The 20777-nt window shown below is 68.0% G+C and carries 16 protein-coding genes and 1 pseudogene; 9 read left to right on the forward strand and 8 right to left on the reverse strand.

What is annotated here, in order from left to right:
* Position 1 precedes the first annotated feature (1 nt).
* Positions 2-2944, forward strand: coding sequence for a vitamin B12-dependent ribonucleotide reductase (locus tag PHA84_RS17990; RefSeq protein ID WP_270889522.1), 2943 nt, complete (start codon positions 2-4; stop codon positions 2942-2944).
* 409 nt (positions 2945-3353) lie between these two features.
* Here the strand turns inward: PHA84_RS17990 and PHA84_RS17995 are convergent, their stop codons facing one another.
* On the reverse strand, positions 3354-4202 hold the full coding sequence (locus tag PHA84_RS17995; protein WP_270889523.1) for an SDR family oxidoreductase: 849 nt from the start codon (positions 4200-4202) through the stop codon (positions 3354-3356).
* Positions 4199-4522 (reverse strand): annotated as a pseudogene (locus PHA84_RS18000) (nuclear transport factor 2 family protein); the annotation flags it as partial. The pseudogene PHA84_RS18000 and the gene PHA84_RS17995, both read right to left, overlap by 4 nt.
* 189 nt (positions 4523-4711) lie before the next feature.
* Between PHA84_RS18000 and PHA84_RS18005 the strand changes: the two are divergent.
* Both PHA84_RS18005 and PHA84_RS18010 read left to right on the forward strand, forming a co-directional pair.
* Positions 4712-5344 carry a TetR/AcrR family transcriptional regulator gene (locus PHA84_RS18005; RefSeq protein WP_270889524.1) on the forward strand — a complete coding sequence of 211 codons (633 nt, stop codon included), beginning with the start codon at positions 4712-4714 and terminating at the stop codon, positions 5342-5344.
* A gap of 66 nt (positions 5345-5410) precedes the next feature.
* Positions 5411-5629 carry a hypothetical protein gene (locus PHA84_RS18010; protein WP_270889525.1) on the forward strand — a complete coding sequence of 73 codons (219 nt, stop codon included), beginning with the start codon at positions 5411-5413 and terminating at the stop codon, positions 5627-5629.
* Positions 5630-5856: 227 nt separating this feature from the next.
* Here the strand turns inward: PHA84_RS18010 and PHA84_RS20855 are convergent, their stop codons facing one another.
* Complete coding sequence (locus PHA84_RS20855) at positions 5857-6147, reverse strand: transposase (protein ID WP_442952931.1); 291 nt, start codon at positions 6145-6147, stop codon at positions 5857-5859.
* Between the two features lie 368 nt (positions 6148-6515).
* Between PHA84_RS20855 and PHA84_RS18015 the strand changes: the two genes are divergently transcribed.
* Entirely contained in the window at positions 6516-7046 is a 531-nt protein-coding gene (locus PHA84_RS18015; RefSeq protein WP_270889526.1) for a DinB family protein, read from the forward strand.
* A 409-nt stretch (positions 7047-7455) separates the two neighbouring features.
* Here the strand turns inward: PHA84_RS18015 and PHA84_RS18020 are convergent, their stop codons facing one another.
* The 3 genes from PHA84_RS18020 to PHA84_RS18030 all read right to left on the reverse strand — a co-directional run bounded on the left by PHA84_RS18020 (position 7456) and on the right by PHA84_RS18030 (position 10982).
* Entirely contained in the window at positions 7456-7554 is a 99-nt protein-coding gene (locus PHA84_RS18020) for a DivIVA domain-containing protein (protein ID WP_270889527.1), read from the reverse strand.
* A 442-nt stretch (positions 7555-7996) separates the two neighbouring features.
* The gene (locus PHA84_RS18025; protein WP_270889528.1) at positions 7997-9745 is read right to left on the reverse strand and encodes a hypothetical protein; all 1749 of its coding nucleotides are present in this window, start codon (positions 9743-9745) and stop codon (positions 7997-7999) included.
* 535 nt (positions 9746-10280) lie between these two features.
* A complete protein-coding gene (locus PHA84_RS18030) occupies positions 10281-10982 on the reverse strand; it encodes a hypothetical protein (protein ID WP_270889529.1) in 702 nt (233 codons plus the stop codon).
* Positions 10983-11296: 314 nt separating this feature from the next.
* Between PHA84_RS18030 and PHA84_RS18035 the strand changes: the two genes are divergently transcribed.
* From PHA84_RS18035 to PHA84_RS18055, 5 genes are all read left to right on the forward strand, one after another.
* Positions 11297-11863: a GNAT family N-acetyltransferase gene (locus PHA84_RS18035; RefSeq protein ID WP_270889530.1), complete on the forward strand. Its 567-nt coding sequence runs from the start codon at positions 11297-11299 to the stop codon at positions 11861-11863.
* Between the two features lie 396 nt (positions 11864-12259).
* Entirely contained in the window at positions 12260-12700 is a 441-nt protein-coding gene (locus PHA84_RS18040) for a nitroreductase family deazaflavin-dependent oxidoreductase (RefSeq protein WP_270889531.1), read from the forward strand.
* A gap of 170 nt (positions 12701-12870) precedes the next feature.
* Positions 12871-13299 (forward strand): VOC family protein, encoded by a 429-nt coding sequence (locus PHA84_RS18045; protein WP_270889532.1) that lies wholly within the window; start codon positions 12871-12873, stop codon positions 13297-13299.
* Positions 13300-13336: 37 nt separating this feature from the next.
* Positions 13337-13732 (forward strand): hypothetical protein, encoded by a 396-nt coding sequence (locus PHA84_RS18050; protein ID WP_270889533.1) that lies wholly within the window; start codon positions 13337-13339, stop codon positions 13730-13732.
* Positions 13733-14017: 285 nt separating this feature from the next.
* Positions 14018-18349 (forward strand): hypothetical protein, encoded by a 4332-nt coding sequence (locus PHA84_RS18055; RefSeq protein WP_270889534.1) that lies wholly within the window; start codon positions 14018-14020, stop codon positions 18347-18349.
* Between the two features lie 62 nt (positions 18350-18411).
* Here PHA84_RS18055 and PHA84_RS18060 read toward each other — a convergent pair whose 3' ends face one another.
* Both PHA84_RS18060 and PHA84_RS18065 read right to left on the reverse strand, forming a co-directional pair.
* Positions 18412-19314, reverse strand: coding sequence for a TauD/TfdA dioxygenase family protein (locus tag PHA84_RS18060; RefSeq protein ID WP_270889535.1), 903 nt, complete (start codon positions 19312-19314; stop codon positions 18412-18414).
* On the reverse strand, positions 19311-20768 hold the full coding sequence (locus PHA84_RS18065; RefSeq protein WP_270889536.1) for an LLM class flavin-dependent oxidoreductase: 1458 nt from the start codon (positions 20766-20768) through the stop codon (positions 19311-19313). The genes PHA84_RS18060 and PHA84_RS18065 overlap by 4 nt, the downstream gene beginning before the upstream one ends.
* Between the last annotated feature and the right edge of the window lie 9 nt (positions 20769-20777).

Raw genomic sequence — 20777 nt, forward strand, 5'->3', positions numbered from 1 at the left:
AATGACAGAGACCGCCGGAGCACGTGCAGGTGCTCGCAAGGGTTCCTCAGGCAAGGGCGCTGTCGGCGTCACCGTCGAGCGGATCTACACCACCCCTGGTGTGCACCCCTATGACGAGGTGACGTGGGAGAAGCGCGACGTCGTCCAGCAGAACTGGAAGACGGGTGAGACGATCTTCGAGCAGCGGGGCGTCGAGTTCCCCGACTTCTGGTCGGTCAACGCCTCCACCATCGTCACGACCAAGTACTTCCGCGGCGCGCTCGGCAGCGACAGGCGTGAGCAGAGCCTGCGCCAGCTGATCGACCGGGTCGTCCTGACCTACGTCAAGGCGGGCAAGGACCACGGGTACTTCGCGACTGCGGAGGACGCCGAGATCTTCGAGCATGAGCTGACCTACGCCCTGCTGCACCAGGTGTTCAGCTTCAACTCGCCCGTGTGGTTCAACGTGGGGACGGCCTCGCCGCAGCAGGTGTCCGCCTGCTTCATCCTGGCGGTCGACGACTCGATGGACTCGATCCTCAACTGGTACAAGGAAGAGGGCAAGATCTTCCAGGGCGGCTCCGGTGCCGGCCTCAACCTCTCCCGGATCCGCTCGTCCAAGGAGCTGCTGTCCTCCGGTGGCACGGCGTCAGGCCCGGTCTCGTTCATGCGTGGCGCCGACGCCTCCGCCGGGACCATCAAGTCCGGTGGTGCGACCCGTCGCGCGGCCAAGATGGTGGTGCTCGACGTCGACCACCCCGACATCCTCGAGTTCGTCGAGACCAAGGCGCGCGAGGAGGACAAGATCCGCGCGCTGCGTGACGCCGGCTTCGACATGGACCTCGGCGGCAAGGACATCACCTCCGTCCAGTACCAGAACGCGAACAACTCGGTCCGCGTCTCGGACGAGTTCATGAAGGCGGTGGAGGCAGGCACGACGTTCGGGCTGCGCGCCCGCCAGACCGGAGAGGTCATCGAGGAGGTCGACGCCCGCGAGCTGTTCCGGAAGATCGCGGAGGCGGCGTGGGAGTGCGCGGACCCGGGCCTGCAGTACGACGACGTCATCAACGACTGGCACACCAACCCCGAGACCGGCCGCATCACCGCGTCCAACCCCTGCTCGGAGTACATGTCGCTCGACAACTCCTCCTGCAACCTCGCGTCGCTCAACCTGCTGAAGTTCCTCAAGGACGACGACACGTTCGACGCCAAGACCTTCCAGAAGGTCGCCGAGCTCGTCATCACCGCGATGGACATCTCCATCTGCTTCGCGGACTTCCCGACCGAGGCGATCGGTCAGACGACGCGCGACTACCGCCAGCTCGGCATCGGCTACGCGAACCTAGGTGCGCTGCTCATGGCGACGGGTCACGGCTACGACTCAGAGGGCGGGCGTTCGCTCGCTGCGTCGATCACCTCGCTGCTCACCGGTGCGGCCTACAAGCGGTCCGCCGAGATTGCCGGCGTTGTCGGCCCGTATGCCGGGTACGCCCGCAACGCCGACGCCCACAAGCGCGTGATGCGCAAGCACCAGGCGGCCAACGACGCGATCCGCCCCCTGGACTCGATGGACCGCGGGATCCACCAGGTCGCCACGAAGGCGTGGGACGACGTCGTCAAGCTGGGCGAGAAGCACGGCTACCGCAACGCGCAGGCGTCGGTGCTCGCGCCGACCGGCACCATCGGCTTCATGATGGACTGCGACACCACCGGCATCGAGCCCGACTTCTCGCTGGTGAAGTTCAAGAAGCTCGTCGGCGGCGGGTCGATGCAGATCGTCAACCTGACCATTCCGCGCGCGCTCAAGAAGCTCGGCTACACCGGGGAGACGATCGAGGCGATCGTCGAGTACATCGCCGACAAGGGTCACGTCATCGACGCCCCGGGTCTGAAGCCGGAGCACTACGAGGTCTTCGACACGGCCATGGGTGCTCGGGCAATCTCGGCCATGGGCCACGTGCGGATGATGGCGGCGGTCCAGCCGTTCCTGTCCGGTGCGATCTCGAAGACGGTCAACCTGCCGGAGACGGCCACGGTCGAGGAGATCGAGGACGTCCACCTTCAGGGCTGGAAGCTCGGCCTCAAAGCGATAGCCGTCTACAGGGACAACTGCAAAGTCGGCCAGCCGCTGTCCGATGGTGGCTCGACCGCCAAGGATGCCGCAGCCGACAAGGCGGCCGGCGAGGCCAAGGTCGAGAAGGTGGTCGAGTACCGACCGGTGCGCAAGCGTCTGCCGAAGCGCCGGACCTCGCAGACCACGTCGTTCGCCGTGGGTGGCGCGGAGGGGTACCTCACTGCCGGCACTTACGAGAGCGGCGACCTGGGCGAGATCTTCCTGAAGTTCGGGAAGCAGGGGTCGACGCTGGCCGGTGTGATGGACGCCTTCTCGATCGCCGTGTCGATCGGCCTGCAGTACGGCGTGCCGTTGGAGACCTTCGTGGAGAAGTTCACCAACCTGCGGTTCGAGCCTGCCGGTCTCACCGACGACCCGGATGTGCGGATGGCGCAGTCGATCATGGACTACGTGTTCCGTCGCCTGGCGCTGGACCACCTGGACTTCGAGACGCGGTCCTTCATGGGCATCCACACCGCGGAGGAGCGCGCTCGCCAGCTGGAGACTGGTTCGTACACGGCCACGGAGTCTGATGGCGAGTCGGACGAGGAGATCGAGGACGAGCTGGAGAACTTCCAACAGTCCGCGCCTGTCACGAAGGCACCGGTCGCCAAGGCGTCCGAGGCTGCGGTGGGTGGCAAGTCGCTCGATGCCGACGCCGTGAAGTCAGGTGCCGGTGCCGCCAGCGCCCGCGAGGTTTCAGTGGACGTGCACTCCTCCGCTGAGCTCATGGAGAGGTTCCAGGGCATCTCCGCCGACGCGCCGATGTGCATGACCTGCGGAACGAAGATGCGTCCCGCCGGCTCGTGCTACGTCTGCGAAGGCTGCGGAAGCACAAGCGGCTGCAGCTGACCTGCTCGACACCAAGGGTGGCTCGGAGCGTTATTGCTCCGGGCCACCGTTGTGTCCGGAGTCGCAACTGAGGTGTCGCGGCTAGCGCCCCATTCCGCCCACTGTGACGCACGGCCAAGAATGCGCTCCACCCAGCCGAGGTCCCCCAATCGCCTCGGGGAGGCCCGGGTCGACCGACGCCGGTTCGCTCGCGGGTCGTTTGGGTCTAGGCATCGTGGCGGTCGTCGGAGCCAGCTTGTCGGGGCGCTACCGGAACATCTACGGTCGCACCGTGCGGCGCCGGACGTTGTCGACGCTGATCTCGATGCCAGGCAGCCTCTCGCGCAGCGCCTCACCGTGCAGATGCGCCCGCCCATGCTGGGGTCGTGACGGGTCATGGTTCCGCGACAGTTGCCGGGGCGGAGGGTGCTCAAGCTTGGGCGTCGGCATCCGTGCTGCGCAGCCACGGGTACTGCGCGAGGCTCGGTCCGGCGTCGAACGTCAAGGGTGCCGAGTCCATGGCCAGCGCCTGCCGGACGAGCCGGGCCTGCCCCGGGCGGACGGGGGCGGCCAGGACCGAGACGGCTCGTAGGACCGCCCGCGGCACGTGCCGGGGTGGCCGGCCACCGCTGACCTGGGTGGCGAGCTCGGTCAGGCTGAGGTTCTCGGGGCCGCCCACCTCGATGACCTTGCCGCGAAGGGACGGGTCGGTGGCTGCCCGCGCGACGGCGAGGGCAACCCGCCGCACAGGTACGAAGTTGACGGTGTTCGTCCCTCGGCCGAAGACGGTCGGCACGCCGGATCTGGCGGCCGTAGTCCGTAGGAGCTCGGTCCACAGCTCGAGGAAGGCGGTCGCGCGCACGATGGTCCACGGCGCACCGCTCGCTCGGAGCTGCTCCTCGGCCGCCCACTTCATCCTCGCGATCTCCAGGGGGCTGTCGGGACCTGCGCCCACCACGGACACGAGGACGACAGCAGCTCCCGCGTCGAGGGACGCCCGGACGAGGTTGGCGTTCCCGTCGCGGTCGACCGCCGCGGGGGACTGGCCCGCCGCAGGGTCGAGGCCGTGCACCGCGGAGACGACGACGTCGGCGCCGGCCAGCGGGGCGGTGAGCGTGCGAGGGTCGCGGACGTCGGCACTGACCAGGTCGACCCCGGGCAACGAGTTGGCATCGCGGTGGGGGTGGCGGGCGACCACTCGGACCGGCTCGCCGTCGTGGTGGAGGCGCTCGGCGACGAGGTGACCCAGGCGGCCGGTCCCGCCGACCACGACGATCATGGCTGCCCCCCCACGTACATCCGGATCGTCTCGTCGTTGGTGAGCCCAGCGCGCTCGACGGGCTCGACGTAGAACGAGTTGGCCCGGACGAGACCGTCGCGGACGGTAAGCACCATGACGCCGCGCAGGTCGTGGGCGGCTCCGCCGAGGCGGGTGCCGGTCATGGACTGCTCGACCCACACCTCCTCGCCGTCGCAGGCGGTGCGCGACACGGTGATGTGGATGTCCGGGATCGCGGCGAAGAACTTCTCCCAGTTCGAGCGCACGGGGGCGATGCCGACGAAGCTGCGGGAGGGATGCACGGGGTTCGTCAGGACGTAGTCGGGAGCGAATCAGGCGACCAGGCCGTCGAGGTCGTGAGCGTTCGTGCGCTCGACCAGATGGGCGACGACGGCCTGCGGTGTTCGCTGCGCTGGGGGGTTCTGGGTGGTCACGGCGGGTCTCCTGGTGCTTGGGATAGCATTGGTTACAGTCAATTGCAACCAATGGATAGGATGGTCCGCCCGCCCATGAGCGATGTCAAGGGCCGCCGGACCTACGACATGAGCCGGCGCCGGGCGGCCGCTGCGGGACGCCGGCGGCGCGTGCTCGACACCGCCGCCGACCTGTTCCTCGTGCACGGGTATGCCGTGACGACCGTCGCCGCGGTGGCCGAAGGTGCGGGGGTCTCCGTCGAGACGATCTACAAGTCGTTCGGCGGCAAGACGGGCCTGGTCCGGGCGCTGATCGAGGAGGCCCTCGAGGGAATGGAGCCCGAGCCGGCGGAGCACCGCTCGGATCGGGCCGCGGCCGCGGCGTCGGGCGACCCGCGCGCCATCATCGCCGCGTGGACGACCATCGGCCGCGACGTCGTCCGGAGGGGGGCGCCGCTGCTGATCATGGCACGCGCCGCGGCCAGCGCCGACCCCGACCTCGCGCGGCTCCTGGAGGAGGTCCGGGAACTCACGCTCCTGCGGATGGCGCACAACGCCGAGGCGCTCGCTCCGCACCTGCGCGCGGGCGTGACGGTCGAGCAGGCACGCGACGTCCTCGTCGCCTACCTCACGCCCGAGCTCTACGACACCCTCGTCAACGGATTCGGGTGGTCGCTCGCGCAGTGGGCCGACTTCCAGGCCCGGGGGATCGCCGCGCAACTGCTGTGAGAACCGGCGGGCTAGGCCGGCATCGCTTCAGCCCTGCTCAACTCCGCCCAGCAGATCGGCCTCGCCTTGGGTCTGGCGGTCCTGGCCGGCGTAGCGGCCACCGTCGCCACCGGCACCCAGTACGCTCAGGCCGCCCCGGCCACAGCCCTGTCTGCGGGGTACGGCACCGCCCTAGCCGTCGCCACCGGCGTCCTGCTCCTGGCGGCAGGGGTCAGCGTCACCACCCTCAGCCCTCGGCCAGTGCACACGCGCGAAGCCGCAGTTCACGTCCCAGCTGGGACGTGAACTGACGGCGGCCGACGAAGCGGAGGATCCCCTGAGCTGAACGCTCCTACCGGTGCAATCCAAACACCCAGCAGGCCGCGATCCGGATGGGCGACGCTCCCATGCTTCGTCAAGCAGCTGCGGCCCGCGTTTCAGCAGGCGGTAGAGGTCGCGTGCGACGTAGCGAGCCAGGCAGCGTTTGATCTCGCGGCTGGTCTTTCCCTCAGCGGTTCGACCGAGCGACGTAGTCACGTGCGGCTGGTTGGTACTGGATCCGGATCTGGACGATGGTGTGGAGTACCGTGTTGAGCTGCCTCCCCAAACCGGTTCAGCCGGTACCGCGTGGTGACCTGGCCGCTGTTCGCGGGGATAGGTGCCACGCCGGCGAGCATCGCGAACGCCGCCTCGGAATGGACGCGGCCGGGGCGGGACCACGCGCACAACACCGTGGCCGCGACGATCGGTCCGGGGCCGAACTCCTCGAGCAGGTGAGGGCGCCAACTGCGGATGATGGCCAAGATCGCCCCTTTGCAGCTCACCTGCCTCCTTCAACATCGCGTGCGCGCGAGGAGCCAAGGTCCGCAGCACCACCACGGTGCTGGTCGTCTCGACGTCCCACGCCGAGGGAACACGCAGCCTGGCGGCAATGTTGAGCATCGCGGCAATGCGTGACATCTGTGAGGGACTCCACGTCTCTCACCACAGGGCGCACCAACTCATCCACGGCCGAAGGGCGACCATTTCGCCTCGCAAGGTCTGGCAGCAGCTGACCGACAGGGTGACTTGTCCCGGCTCTCTCGCCGGCCGAGTGGGGCGCCGGATGCGTAGCTGGCCGCGGCCTGGGGCCGGACGCCGCCCGCACGCCCGCACGCCCGCACGCCCGCCGAGTGTGGTTGGGTCGGATGTCGTGGACAACGAGTGGACAGCCCCTAACGTCAAGCGTGTCGAGCCGGACCGGATCGGCGGCGAACGTGCCGCCCTCGAGCAGTTCCTCGACTACCACCGGATGACGCTGTTGATGAAGTGCGCCGGCCTGACTGCGCCGCAGTTGAAGGAACAGGCGGTGCCGCCCTCGACCCTGTCGCTGCTGGGACTGGTGCGGCATGTAACGGAGGTCGAGCGCTGGTGGTTTCGGATGCATGCCAATGGTGAGACCCTTGATTTCCCCTACGACCCGGACCAGAATGGCGCCGACTTTCTCGCGACCGCGAGTGCCGACGCCAAGAGCAACCTGGAGGCGTATGGACGGGAGATTGAGGCGGCCCGTGAAGCGGTAGCCGACAAGCCTCTCGACATGGTCGTGCCGAGCCGTGGCGACCACCCGGAGCGCACTCGGGACATCCGCTGGATCTACCTGCACATGATCGAGGAGTATGCGCGTCACAACGGACACGCGGACCTGCTTCGCGAGGCTCTCGACGGGATCACCGGCGAGTGACTTGGTAAGTGCTTCGATCGCTTTTTCGCTAGCACGATGCATACCGTGACCAAAGCGACGCGCCACCGGCGTCCTCACGGGTGCGTTCTGGTCCCCTCCGGATTCCTGAACGTTGCGGCAGGCTCACAACCCTGCGCCGCCATGAGCTCCGAGTAGTCGGGTGACCACCTGCCCGCCGGGTTTAGTCGCCGATCGATATGCAGGCCGCCGCGGTTGCTGACGCACTCGCGTGGGCCGTAGGCGACATAGCCCTTTCCGCCGCGAGTCCGTAGCGACGGAGCATCTGTGAGAAACGGATTTCCGCACGCCGGGTCACCTCGAAGCCAGCGCGTGGCTCGGCCCGCGAGGCCTTCGGGCTCCGGCCTGGCTAATGAGGCGGGTGCCTGCGGACCGGGCTGGACACTTGCTCCTAGTAGAGGAGGGTCTCGACCACTTGGTCGAGGAAGTCGTCGACCCCGCGCTCGTCGTACCCCCGACGTAGCGACGTCGGAGTGAAATTGCGGTGCATGATGCCGCTGAGTTAGTCCGACCGCCGCACCGGCGTGTAGCCCTCAGCCGCCAACCAGCCGCGGGCGCTTCCCCGGTGCGGACGTCGATTCGGCCACCGCCGTAGACAGGGTCGCCCTCCAGGATGGAGGCGAGCTCCTCCAACTCCACCGGCAACGGCCGAAGCATCGGGGTCGGGCCGACGCCCAGAGCCGCTGCCAGGGCCTGCGCCCAGTTCGTGGTCACCCTCCCAGCGCCGCTTTTCGAGGGCGTTGACACACGCGCGAGCGAGCCTAAGCGCATCGCCGATACCGTCGGAGATCGCTGCCAGCAGGGCGTCGCCGATCAGCTGCAGGGAGTCGGTCGGCCACGGCGCCTGGCCAAGGACAGTCACCAGCCTCGACCATCGCCCCGGTACGCGAGTGACGGCAGCCGCATCAGCGCTTCTCGGTCGTCCATCTCGCTCAGTCCCCCCCGAGGGCCCGATCGCGCTCGTCGATGAGCTCGCGGCGACGTCGGGAGACCAGGAGCCGAGGATCACCGACTCGCAGCGAGCCATAGGTCAGCCGGTGGTCGATCCCGGCTGCACGGATGAGCGAGTGGGCCCGGTCCGAGACCGACCCGGTGATCCCGAAGTGGGCGAGCAGGTCCTTGCCGGTCATCGTGGACCGGTAGGAACCGACGGTGCGGTTCGCCGTGGCGATCACCCAGGCCACCGCCGCGGCGCCGCGAACAGGTGAACCCTTTCGCCGAAAGAGGACGGCGTCATTGCTCGCGGCTGTGGCGAGGAAGCGACGCATCGCGGTCCGGTGCTCGACGTCCAGGATCGCGTCGGCACAGGCATCGCACTCGTCCAAGATCGCCTGCACCGTCGGCCTGACCTCCTCGCCAATACCGCTCCAATCGAACTCCTCGTCCGCGAGCGGCTGGGCGTCGAGCCTCATCAGCGTCTCGACGCCGCCGACCTCGTCGGCGATGTACTCCAGGTAGACCTCCTCGTCGCTGAGGTGCTCGACCCGCTCGGACTGCAGGATCGCCTCGGCCAGACCCGGAATCGCCTGCTGCCGGTCGCCGCGGATCCGCTGCAGGTACTCCGGCTCCCACCGGTCAACCGCCGCAAGAGTTTCCTCGGTGAGGTCGCCGCGGATGTGGTCACGGTCGTGGCAGTAGCGGATGTAGGCGCGCACCAAGCCGGGCAGCTTCGCCATGTGCGCCGGCTCGGCGATCACCTTGCGCGGGAACCAGTCGACCAGCATCTCCACTGTTACTGGGCTCCACCGCCACGGGTCCCCGGTCGCGCTGCCGGTGCAGAACCACAGCACGCTCTGCAGCAGGCCGCGATGCTCCTCATCGTCCAGAGCCGCGCCGAACGGGGAGGCGAAGAACTCGGCCGCCACCGCGGCCGTCCCCTCCTGCGTCCACTCCTTCCGTTCCGGGACCACGCCTCCGGCCGGCAGCATCCGGAGCATCCACTCCACCAACGGCCGGCACATCGGCCAGCTCTCCGACGACAGCGGCGGGTAGAGCCGGGAGCCGGAGTCGATCGCTGTCTCGATCACCGCGCGTGCCGTGGCCGGATCAGTGCGCGTCAACGACTGGTCCGCGTCGTCGATCAGCGTCCCCATCTTGATCGCCAGGTCCTGCACCGCCTCGGGGACCACGAACGCGTCCTTCACCACCGTGCCCATGTTGTGGTCGACGTACACCAACGCCGACAGCGCCTGCCCCGACGGCAGCGTGACGCCGATCAGGTAGTCGTCCCCGTCCCCGAGCACGTGGGTCATGAACCACACCTCTGGGTCGATCTGGGCCCGGCCGAGCCCGCTCAGCCAGTCCGGCATCGGGTGCCGGCGACCCTCGAGCCCGCGTCCGATTCGGGCAGCAAGAACTTCGTCGGGGACCAGAGCCCTGACCGCGGTCAGCGCGGCAGTGGTCTCGGCGTACGGCGTCTCGATGAAGGACTCGACCAGATCCGCGAGACTGGTTCGCTGCTCGTCCGGTGCGAACGGATCCCGGCTGCGTGGATCGGTGACCTCGAGGAACCCACTGACGATTGCCAGTAGATCCAAGGGCTCACTCGATCGCAACGCCGCACGCAGACTCTGGAACAGCTTCTGCTCCTGCGCCCCCTGCGACTGGCCGACCGGTGGTGAGGTGGGGTGTCGTCGCTGCGGCTCACGTCCTCGGCTGCGGCCATCCTTCTTCCTCGACACAGTCAAACTCTAAGGGCGGCACCCACGTCCGCAGTCGACGCGCGCTGATGCGGGGCAGTTCAGAAGTCTCTGCTGGCCTGCGGTTTCTTTGCGGAGCATCGTCGTGCGTAAGTCACCCGCAGCGGACCCCGCTTCCGGTCGTCGGCACTTCGGCGCGCCCCCAGGTGGTCCAAGGTGCCTCACATCACGGCCAGCGGACCATCCTGACCTTGGTTATGGGCGACCCATATTGCCGGGCCGCGGCATGATCGACACTGAGCTCAACTCAGGTCGGGCCGGGTTCTGCGCCGAAGGCATTCCACCAGTTCCCTATGCACCCGGATGGCTGAGGGGAGCCGTTGCGCCACGCGCCGCCCTCATGGCCATGCCGATGCTCACCTGACCGGCGGATATGGGATCAACGGCCCCCCACCAGGACCTCGGAAACGGGCAACCATCGCCAAGCGGCCATCACGTCCCGAATCCCGTAGAGTCCCCAACGAGATACGGGACGACCAGCAAACCGCCAGCTCAACGCCCTCGCTAAGGCGAGGAGTTATGCCGCGACCTCCAACTCCACGACGACCTCTGTGCTCCGTATTGCCGAAACATTGTCGATGTGCTCAAGGCGTTCCATCCGGCTTCGGAGTTCCACGTTGCTCGCGACTTGCCGGGCAGCGTCCCGCTGCAACTCGGTCACCTCCTCCTCGAGGCGCCTGATTTTGGCGTCCCTCTCGTCGCGGGTGAGCTCGTTGGCGGCGTCGAGGACTGTGATCACGAGACTTGGGATGACCGTGATGACCGCGCTCAGCACGATCGACACGATGAGCGCCACGTTGAGCAACTTCCCCCGGCCATCGCGTGTTCTCAGGAATTTGAGACGCCCCCTTATCGAGCCGTTGGCCAATTCGACGATCTCCAACTCAAAGAGCGGCGTGGCTGCAAACTGCTCTAGCAAGGAATGGTCGATCTCACCCCCGTTGTACTCGGTCTCCTCTACGTACTCGACGGTTGTAGTCGCCGCATCTACAGCCAGTTGGAGCGTCGCCAGGAGGGTGGCAGCGGCTCGCACGCTGGACGCATCACATGAGAAGACCAACTCCACTTGCGTCGAGTCGGCGACCTCGGACAGGAAGTCGTAAAGGGGCACGCCGCGTCGATAGACCGCCAAGATCGGCTCAGCAACCGCGACGATGTCCTGCACGGCGGCCCGACTGGGCGGCTCGGCCAAGGCGGCGAAGTATCCACTGTCGCTCACCCTGCGCATGATAGGTGCGCGCTAACCGACAAGGGTAGAACCTCGGTAGCCGAAGGTCCTTCACTTGCACTGCGAACCCCGCTGACAGACGACGTGCTGCGTCACACCGCCGCGAGCGGGCTAGGGGGCTGAACGCCTCGCGTCACCTGTCTGTGCGGCAGACCCTGCCGTGTGTTCCGTGTCTGTCTGCCCCAGCAGTCTTGCCTGCGAGAGCCCGGGAACCCATGATCGCGAGGGGGGCTGCTCCTGCGCAGAAGGGCTGGCTCGACCGAAAGTCGTTTGGCGATGCGAACCATCTTGGGCATGCTTCAGCCATGAGCGACTTCGTCGAGAGCAAGCGCCTGGTGCTGCGCCAGTTCACTGCGCAGGACGCGGACCTGCTGATCGAGCTGGACAGTGACCCCGCAGTGATGCGCTACCTCACCGGTGGCGAGCCGACGCTGCCGCCCGCCCTCGTCCGCGATCAGGTGATCCCGAGCGTCCTCAACACCTACGAGCGGTGGAACGGCCGGTTCGGACTGTTCGCTGCCTACGAGAAGGAGACCGGTGCCTTCATCGGCTGGTTCCAGCTGCGCCCAGAGCCGACGGGCCCGCAGGACGAGGTCGAACTCGGGTACCGACTCCGCCAGGACGCTTGGGGCAAGGGGTACGCGACCGAGGGCTCGAAGGCGCTTGTGGACAAGGGCTTCTCAGAACTCGACGTCAACACGGTATGGGGCGAGACGATGGCCGTGAACGTCGCCTCGCAGAAGGTGATGGAGAAGGTCGGCATGTCCGTCGTCGAGACGCTCCCGACGCCTGACGACATGCAGGGCGTCGAGGGCGCGGAGCGTGGTGGCTTCCGGTTCGAGATCACGAGGGAGCAGTGGGCACGACGATGATGTCGGCCGGCCGGACTATGCAGGGTTTGGTCCAGCGCCTTCAAGCGGGCTGCAGACGCGCCGAAGTGCCGGTTCTGCGTGGACGTCGCGTCTGGGGCAGCGCTTGGAGTCCCAGCTCCGCGACCCGACCGCTGTGCGTTGGTCATGAAGCGCCCCTTCGTTGTGAGCACCACTGACCTTCTTCAGCCACCACCTACTGGAGGCTCAGGCATGCCGCAATCCTGTTCGGAACGTGCGGACATCCGCGAACCGGAAAGCGTCTAACCGCCGTTTCTGGACCGCTGCCCAGTCCGTAGGGACTAACGAGAGCCATGGACCTGTTCACACATGGGTACCGGTACAAGTCCTTGCCCGCAGGGAGAACGGCCGGGACCGTTCAGTCGAGAGGATCGCGTTATGGCCACCGAGCGTTTCTTGAATGAAGCCACCCGGGCCGCGTTGAACAAGAGTCAGGTCATCGATCTGACGACGACGGGCCGGCGGACGGGCCAACTGCGGCGCATCGAGATCTTCCTGCACAACGACCACGGCCAACTGTTCATTACCGGGATGCCGCGGGCTGACCGTACGCGTGACTGGATCTACAACATCGAAGCCGACCCCCACGTCGCTATCCACCTGAAGCAGTCGGTCATCGCGGACGTGCCCGCGACGGCGCGAGTCATCACTGATCCCAGCGAACGCCGGCCCTTCATCGAGGCGGCCGCCAGGCGATGGGGTCGCACGGACGTTCCGGACATGCTCCAACACAGTCCACTCATCGTGCTTACGGTCGACGACTCCTCCGACCATCCGATTCTGTCGCAGCGGCTGGACACTGCCGCAGACGAAGGCTGATGAGTCACACCGCCGCCTACCCCCTCCTCGCGGGGCGTGATCGCTTGGAGCAGACCCGGAGCAGGAGTGGTCTGACGCTGTCCTCCAAGGGAGGCAGACTGTTCTCCTCCCTTTCGCACGGCGACCACGAAAATCGTCGGTCATTCCTCCCCTCGTGACAGGAGCCCCGCATGCGAGCGCAGATCTTCTTCATCACCCTGGGTGTCGATGACCTCGACCGGGCCCTGAGCTTCTACCGTGATGGGCTGGGTTGGCCGACTGAGGGAGTGGTGGGCGGCGAGTTCCACGATGAGGTCACCGGCGCGGACGGGACCATCGCCTTCGTCACCCTCGAGGGTGGCCAGAAGCTCGGCCTCTACGAGCGCACGAACCTAGCCAAAGATGCCAACCTGCCACCTGGTCACCCGAGCTCGACCGAGTTCAGTCTCGGCCTCCCGGCCACATCCCGAGAAGAGGTCGACGCGATGCTCGAGCAAGCCAGCCGCGCGGGCGCGACGCTGACCGCCCCGGCCCACATGCGGCCCTTCGGCGTCTACTCCGGCTACTTCACCGATCCCGACGGGCACCTCTTCGAGGTTGTCTGGGACAGCAACGCCTAGTACGACGACTGACCACGTGCGGCGCTAGGCTGGCACGATGGCCGATCTCGGGGGCGTCGAACGGCTTGCGGCGATGCTGCCGCAGACCTCCGTAGGGGTCAGGCACGGCCAGCGCACGTGGGCGGTGGCGGGCCAGGTGTTCGCCTGGGAGCGTCCGTTCAGCAAGGCCGACATCAGGCGCTTCGCTGGCGATCCGGTGCCCGAGGGTCCCATCCTTGCCTTGGTGACCGATGGGCTTGAGGACAAGGAGTCGCTTCTCCAGGCACACCGCGGTTACCTGTTCACGATCCCGCACTTCGAGGGGTATCCGGCGGTCCTGGTGCAGCTGGCGAATGCGAGCGAAACCGACCTTCGAGAGGCATTGCTCGATGCGTGGCTGGTCCACGCCCCCGCCGAGCTGGCTCGCTCTTACCTTGCGCAGCACCGCACGTAGCCGACCAGGGAGACGAGATAGGTCTCAGGAAGAGCGCTCCTCGCGATCCGCATCTCGGGCGTCGCGAGTCGGATTCCTTCGCCAGTGAGGCACTCCACCGCTATGGGCTGGCTCGTGGTCTCCGTCGTGACGCGAACGTCTTGGCCTTGCTCTTCCTGCGCCCTGGCATGGCAGCCCGGACCCCGACAGGTCGGCCGTTCGGTCGGAGTTGTCCCGGATTGGGCTCGCCCGCCTGTGCCGCGGGTTAGCCTCAACCCGCTCATTCCACACATCTCTGGAGGACCGGTGCGCCGCGCTACCACGACGATGGCGCTCGTGCCCGCCCTCCTTGCCGCGGTGCTCGTTCTCCCCGGTGCATCCGCTGCGGCGGCTCCCGGCGACGGCACCCCGGCGTCGACCGGGTCGTCCAACGTGGTTGTCGGCGGCGGGCCCGGGTGGTCGGGGCCCGCGTCACGCGCCCAAGCAGGGTATGTCGAGCGCCTGACGCTGGCCCCGGACGGGTCGGTGCTGGTGGTCAACAGCGATGACCTGCTGCGGGTGGACCCGGTGCGCGATCACGTCACCGTGGTCGAGACGTTCGACCCGGATCTGCAGCACGGGGCCCTCGACGTGGCCGTGCACGACGGCACGACCTACCTCCTCACACGGTGGGGTGTCGACCGTCTCGACGCATTGGGAGCCCGGAGCCGGCTCCTGACCCAGAGCCAGGACCCTGACAACGCCATAGCTGTGGGCGCTGACGGCGTCGTCTGGGTTGCCGGCTCCAACTTCGTCGAGCGCATCCTTCCGGACGGCAGCTCCTCGGTCGTTCCAGGCACGACGGCCATGCGCATCAGCGACATCGTGGTCACTGCTGACGGGACCACGGCCTATGTCCTGGACCACGCCGAGCAGCGCGATGGCATCTACAGGGTAAGCGAGTCAGGGGTCGGGGAGAGGGTCGCCGGCACCGGCTCCCCGTCCGACGGCCTCAAGTCCGGTGGGCAGCCGGCCACGAACACCTCGATGGCATCGGTCGGACGCATCAGCCTTGACGGCAACACCTTGACGGTCTCGTCGAGGGAGTACCAGATGGTCGGCACCTTCCCGATCGGTGGCGTGGTCAGCGTGACGTCGCGCGGCGCCTACGCCGGTCCTGTCGACAGCCGGGAGGGCGCCACGGTCGCAGTCCTGCGACCTGACATCGGCGACCAGGTCGTGCGCCTCACGCCGACCAGCTCCTCCCGGCTCCTCGGTGTCGACCCGGCCCAGAACTGGTCGCCGGACGGTGTCCTGGCTGCTGAGGGCTTCACCGGCAGCCTCCGTGGCGCCGCACCGATCGACGACACGCGCCTGGTGTTCGCTACCGCGAGCGGCATGGTCCGCGAGGTGGATGCCGACGGTCGACTGCACACCCGCGTCACGCTCCCTCCGCTGACGACGCGGGGCAAGGTCGCCGCCGCACCAGACGGGACGGCATACGTCGTCAACGATGCAGGACGCGTCGTGCGCGTGCCGGTCAGCGGACCCGCGCTGGTTCTTCCCATCTCGGCGACGGCTTCGGATGTCGAGGTACTCCCCGACGGCCGACTGGCCATCGCGGATGCTGCGGATGCGCGAGTCGTCGTCACGCAGCCCGACGGCACCGCAGCCGTGTCGTTGGCGGGCTTCGCCGCCCCACCGACCGACCTGGGCCTCGACGGCTCCTCCCTGCTGGTCGCGAACGACGGGCTTCGTCGGGTGGGCCTCGGCGGAAGCATCGACACACTGCTCACGGGTGGGCATCCCACGAGCGCCCTGCGGGCCCGCGACGGCATCTGGACCGGCCGCCTGCACGCGCCCGACACCGCGGCGATGGTGCTCCATCCCGGTGGTGGCCTCGGGGCTCTGCGTGCCATGTACGACCTCGGCCGGCAGGCGCAGGCTGACGAATCGGGTGACGTGCTGGTCACCAGCGGCGCCACCGTGGTGCGGGTCACCGACGGCGCCGGCGTGCCGGAGGCGGCAGCCCCGCAGATCACCGCGACGCCCGGTGAGGGCCGGGTGACCCTGGGCGGCATGGACCCCTTCCAGCCCTATGGATACATCGTTCGCGCCAAGCGAGGGTCACAGCCACCGCGCGACCTATGGGACGGCGAGTTCGCTGGGGCGTCCGCGACCGTCTTCCAGATCGGCGGCACGCTGCTCGTGCCGGGTGAGCAGTGGACCTTCGCGGTCTTCGAGAGCTACGCCGTGGATGCCGGACCCAACACCGCAGCAATCTCGTGGACACCTGGCTCGGTCGCGACCGCGGCCGCGGCACCGGACACGACGCCGCCACCCCTGCCCACGGACCGCAGGCTCTACACCGACCACGAGCAGGTCCGGCTCACCTACCAGGACCCCAGCGCCTGGTGGGATGACACGGCCATCGACTTCGACCACACGGTGGTGCTGTACTCGGTCGGGACGACCCCGCCCCTGACGCCGGTCCAGGGCGTTGGTCTGGACGTGGGGCCCGGCACTGGGCTCCACGACGTCAGTGTGCCGAACCCGGTCCGTGGCCAGGACTACGGTCTCAGCGTCTTCTCGCTCGACTTCCGGGGCAACTACAGCCGCTGGAGCACGGTGGCTCGCCTCGACTTCGACCCGCCCGGCGTCGTGACCGACGTGTCCGTCAGCCCCGCGTTCCGTTCCGCCGTCGTGACGTTCACGCCACCCACGGACGACGACTACCGCGGCGTGGCCTTCACGATCGCTCCCGGCGACACCCCTGCCGCGCTTCCGGGTGACGCGTCATTCTTCACCACGACCGAGCTCCGGCCGGGCAACCTGGCGATGGGCTCGACCTACACCATCTCGATCTGGACTCAGGATCGGGTCGGCAACGTGTCGGTTCCTGTGACGCGCACCTTCCGTACCCTGCTCGACGCGACGCCCCCCGGAGCCGTGACGGGGCTCACCGCGGAAGGCGGCAGCTACAGCGTCACCGCTCGCTGGACGAACCCCTCGGATGCCGACCTTGCCGTCGCCGTGGCCGAGCTCGTAGACCCGGCGACGGGCGCCACTACTGCCTGTCCGAGCCTCGGTGCCGACAAGGCGTCGTGCGCCTGGCGTATCAAGGGCGACGCCACGCGGACCGTCCGCGTGCGGGCCAAGGACGTCAACGACAACCTCTCCGACCCCTCCGAAGTCACCGTCACCACCCTCCCGGACAGCAACGGGACGCCGAGCGTCCCCGAGCCGGTCACCTGGACCGCAGACGGACCCACGAACGTCACCGTGCGACTGCCCAAGCCTGACTACGTCGACCTGAGCAGCTTCTCCTACTCCCTGCGTCCGAGCGGTCAGCCGACCGCACCTTCGCTCCGCTTGGGGACGCTGATGACCTCAGCGAGCAGCATCGCGAAGTCGATCAGCCTGCCGGACTCAGGTGACGAGTACGACCTGTTCCTGAACATCTACGACCTCAACGGCAACCACGGTGAGAAGGTGCTCGTCGGGGTGCACGGAGGGGCCGCGTCCAATGGGCGGCCCTCGCCGCCGAGCGACCTCACGGTGACGACGCCGCACGACAACACTGTCGATGCCACGTGGCGCACGAGCCCGTGGTCGAACCCGGTGACCGAGTGGGTCGCCACGGCCACCTCCGGGGACGGGCTCGTGCTCCGGACCGTGCGTCTGCCCGGGACCACGACCCACGTCAGCTTCGGAGACCTCCCGGGACGCCAGAGCTGGTCCATCGCCGTGTACGGCAACAACGGCGCGGGTAGTGGCACTGCCGGCGCGGCGCAGGGCGTCCTGGTGGGCGACTCCACCGCTCCACCCCGGGTGACCGCTCTAGCCAGCACACCGGCATACGACACCGCCACGCTGCGGTGGACGAACCCGTCGGCCTTCGACTTCGCCAAGGTCGTCGTGGCCCGCACTGACCTGACCACCGGGACCGGTGTGACGCTCTACTCCGGGACCGGTGTGACGGCGAGCTCGACGGGCCTGGTCGCGGGTCGTCGCTATACCTACAACGTCCGGTCCTTCGACGCGCTGGGCAACGTCTCGTTGCCGACAGCGCTCACCACCACCCAGACGGCCGCGTCGCTCATCGTGCCGTCGACCATCCGGTACGGCTCCTCAGTGCGCGCCTCAGGAGCTCTCACTCTCTCCGGCAAGGTCCTGACCGGTCGTGCGGTCAACCTGTACGCCCAGAAGCTGGGTGCGACGACCTGGTCGAGGGTCGCCTCGACCACGACCTCCTCGACAGGGACCTTTGCCTTGACCGCCAAGCCGACTGTCAACACGCGCTACCGCGTGGGGTATGCCGGGAGTGGCACGACCGGGGGTTCGTACAGCGTCGCTCGGACCGTGTCCGTTGCCCCGGTGACGAGCATCACGGCGAGCCGGACCTCCTTGGGTCTCGGCGGAACCGTGTCGTTGACCATCTCCGTCTCGCCGAACCATGCAGGACGGGTGGTGTCACTGCAGCGCTGGAGCGGCACCCGGTGGGTGACCTTGACGACCCGCACGCTGGGCAGCTCGAGCACGGCGTCGGCCACCATCAAGCCCACCACCCGCGGCTATAGCTCGTACCGCTGGTACCTCCCCGCCCACACGGACCACTCAGGCAGTGTCAGCGTGACCCTCAAGGTCCGCGTCTGGTGAGGAGCCCCTCGCCCGGGGGAGCCAACGGTGAGGAGTCGCACGACCTGCGACCGGCATGTCGCTCACTGCGCCGCTGTGTAGTGCGATGCGTCCCCTTCGATGACTCTGCTCTTCTCGCCAATGAGACTCACCGGCACGTCGCCCGCGACGGTCACCCGGTGAAGGCGGCGTGGCAGGTGGTCGTAGTTGTCGATGGCGTAGTGCTGGGTGATCCGGTTGTCGAAGATGACGAGCTGGTCGGGTTCCCACGCGACGCGCACGATGTTCTCCGGCCGGGTGATGTAGGACTGGAAGAGCCGGATCAGGTCGCGGCTCTCCGAGGCGGACAGCCCGACCAGTCGCTGGGCGAAGCCGCCGAGGTAGAGCCCCTTCTCCCCAGTCTCTGGGTGCACGCGCACGACGGGGTGGGCCGTCCGGTAGGCGATGGAGGTGAACTCCCTGCGGTTGTCCTTCGCCTGGTCGTCGAGGGCCTCCTCGGGCTTGGCGTAGTCGTAGTCGTTGGTGTGGATCGCCCAGAGCGAGTCGGCGAGAAGCCGCAGCGGCTCGGGCAGCTCTCGGTATGCCGCGCCGGTGTTGGCGATCAGCGTCTCGCCACCGTGCGGTGGAACGACCTTGCTGGACAGCGTCGTGGCTTTCGGCGGGGACTGCACGAAGGTGACGTCGGTGTGCCAGTGGTTGGCGATGCCCTTCTCGCTGTCCACGGGCAGGATTCGGGGTGCACCTGGCGCGGAAGCGACGGTCGGATGGGCTGTCGTGAGAGGGCCGAAGTGGGCGGCGAACCGCTCCTGCTGCTCGTCGGTGAGCGGGGCGCGGCGGAAGACGAGCGCCTTGTGCTCCAAGAGCGCCTGGTTGAGGAACTCGACCGTGTCCGCGTCCAGGTCGGCGGTGATGTCGACGCCGACGATCTCGGCGCCGATGCGTCCGGTGATCTTGCGGACATCCCGGTCGGTGGCGATGGCGGTCATGCGGCGTTCTCCTTCGTCGTGAGGTCCTGCTCGGTCTGACCCTGCTCGGTATGGTCCCGGTCGGTGTGGTCCCGACCGGTCTGGTCCTGGTCGGTCTGGCGATGTTGCCTTTGGTGCTGCCGACTGAGGTTGGGGTTGGCCGGGCGGGCCAGCCCGTAGTGCTCCCGCAGCGTGCTACTCGTGTACTCGGTGCGGAACAGCCCGCGCCGCTGCAGCTCAGGGACGACCTGCTCGACGAAGTCGTCGAGCCCAGCCGGAAGTGTCGGCGGCATGATGTTGAAGCCGTCCGCCGCGCCCTCCTCGAACCACCCTTGGATCTGGTCGGCCACCTGGACGGCGGTGCCGGCGAACACTCGGTGACCGCGCCCGCCGGCCAGCCGCTCGATGAGCTGGCGGACCGTGAGGCCCTCGCGGGCGGACAGGTCGAGCACGAGCTGCTTGCGGCTCTGGTTGCCTTCGGTGCCCGCCGCCACGGGGGGTAGCGGCCCGTCGAGGTCGGCTTCGGTCAGCTCGTGGTCGAGCATGGTCGAAAGCTGCGCTAGGCCGTACGCCGGGTTGATCAGGCCGTTGAGCTCGGCCGCCTTCGCCTTCGCCTCTTCCTCGGTCCTGCCGATGATGGGGCTGATGCCGGGGAGCACGAGCAGATCCTGGGGTCGACGACCGTGCGCGGCGAGGCGGGCCTTGAGGTCGGCGTAGAACTCCTGCGCCTCCTCCAAGGTCTGCTGTGCGGTGAAGACGGCCTCGGCGAACCGGGCTGCGTACTCCTTGCCCGACTCGCTGGACCCGGCCTGCACGAGCAGCGGGTAGCCCTGGACGGGCCGGCGGATGTTGAGCGGGCCGCGGACTTCGAAGTGCTCGCCCTTGTGGTTGATCGGGGCGATCAGGTTGGTGTCGGCGTAGATGCCGGACGCCTTGTCCGCGATGACGGCCTCGTCGTCGAAGGAGTCCCACAGCGCCTGGGCGAGCTGGACGAACTCGGTTGCCCGCGCATACCGCGCCTCGTGGTCCGGGCGACTCTTCAGGCCGAAGTTTCCGGCCTCGTCCTGCCCGGCGCTGGTGACGATGTTCCACCCGGCCCGTCCGCCGCTGAGGTGGTCGAGCGAGGCGAACGCACGAGCCAGCGTGTACGGGTGGTTGTAGGTCGTCGACGCCGTGGCGATGAGCCCCACGTGGGTCGTCGAGGCGGCCAGGGCCGACAGCAGGGTGAGCGGTTCGAACGCGCTGTGCGTGTTGTGCTTCACGTTGCCGTGCAGGGCGACGCCGTCGGCGAAGAAGACCGAGTCGAGCAGGCCGCGCTCGGCCGTCCGGGCGATGTCGACATAGTGCTGGAGGGTGAGGGCCCGGGCCGGTTCGACGTCAGGGTGACGCCAGGCTGCCTCGTGGTGCCCGGTGGACAGGATGAAGGCGTTGAGATGGAGCGCTCTGGGCGCCGCCGACGTGGGAGTTGAAGACATGGATCGTGT

It is taken from the genome of Pedococcus sp. 5OH_020 (assembly GCF_027812955.1).
Lineage (GTDB): Bacteria > Actinomycetota > Actinomycetes > Actinomycetales > Dermatophilaceae > Pedococcus.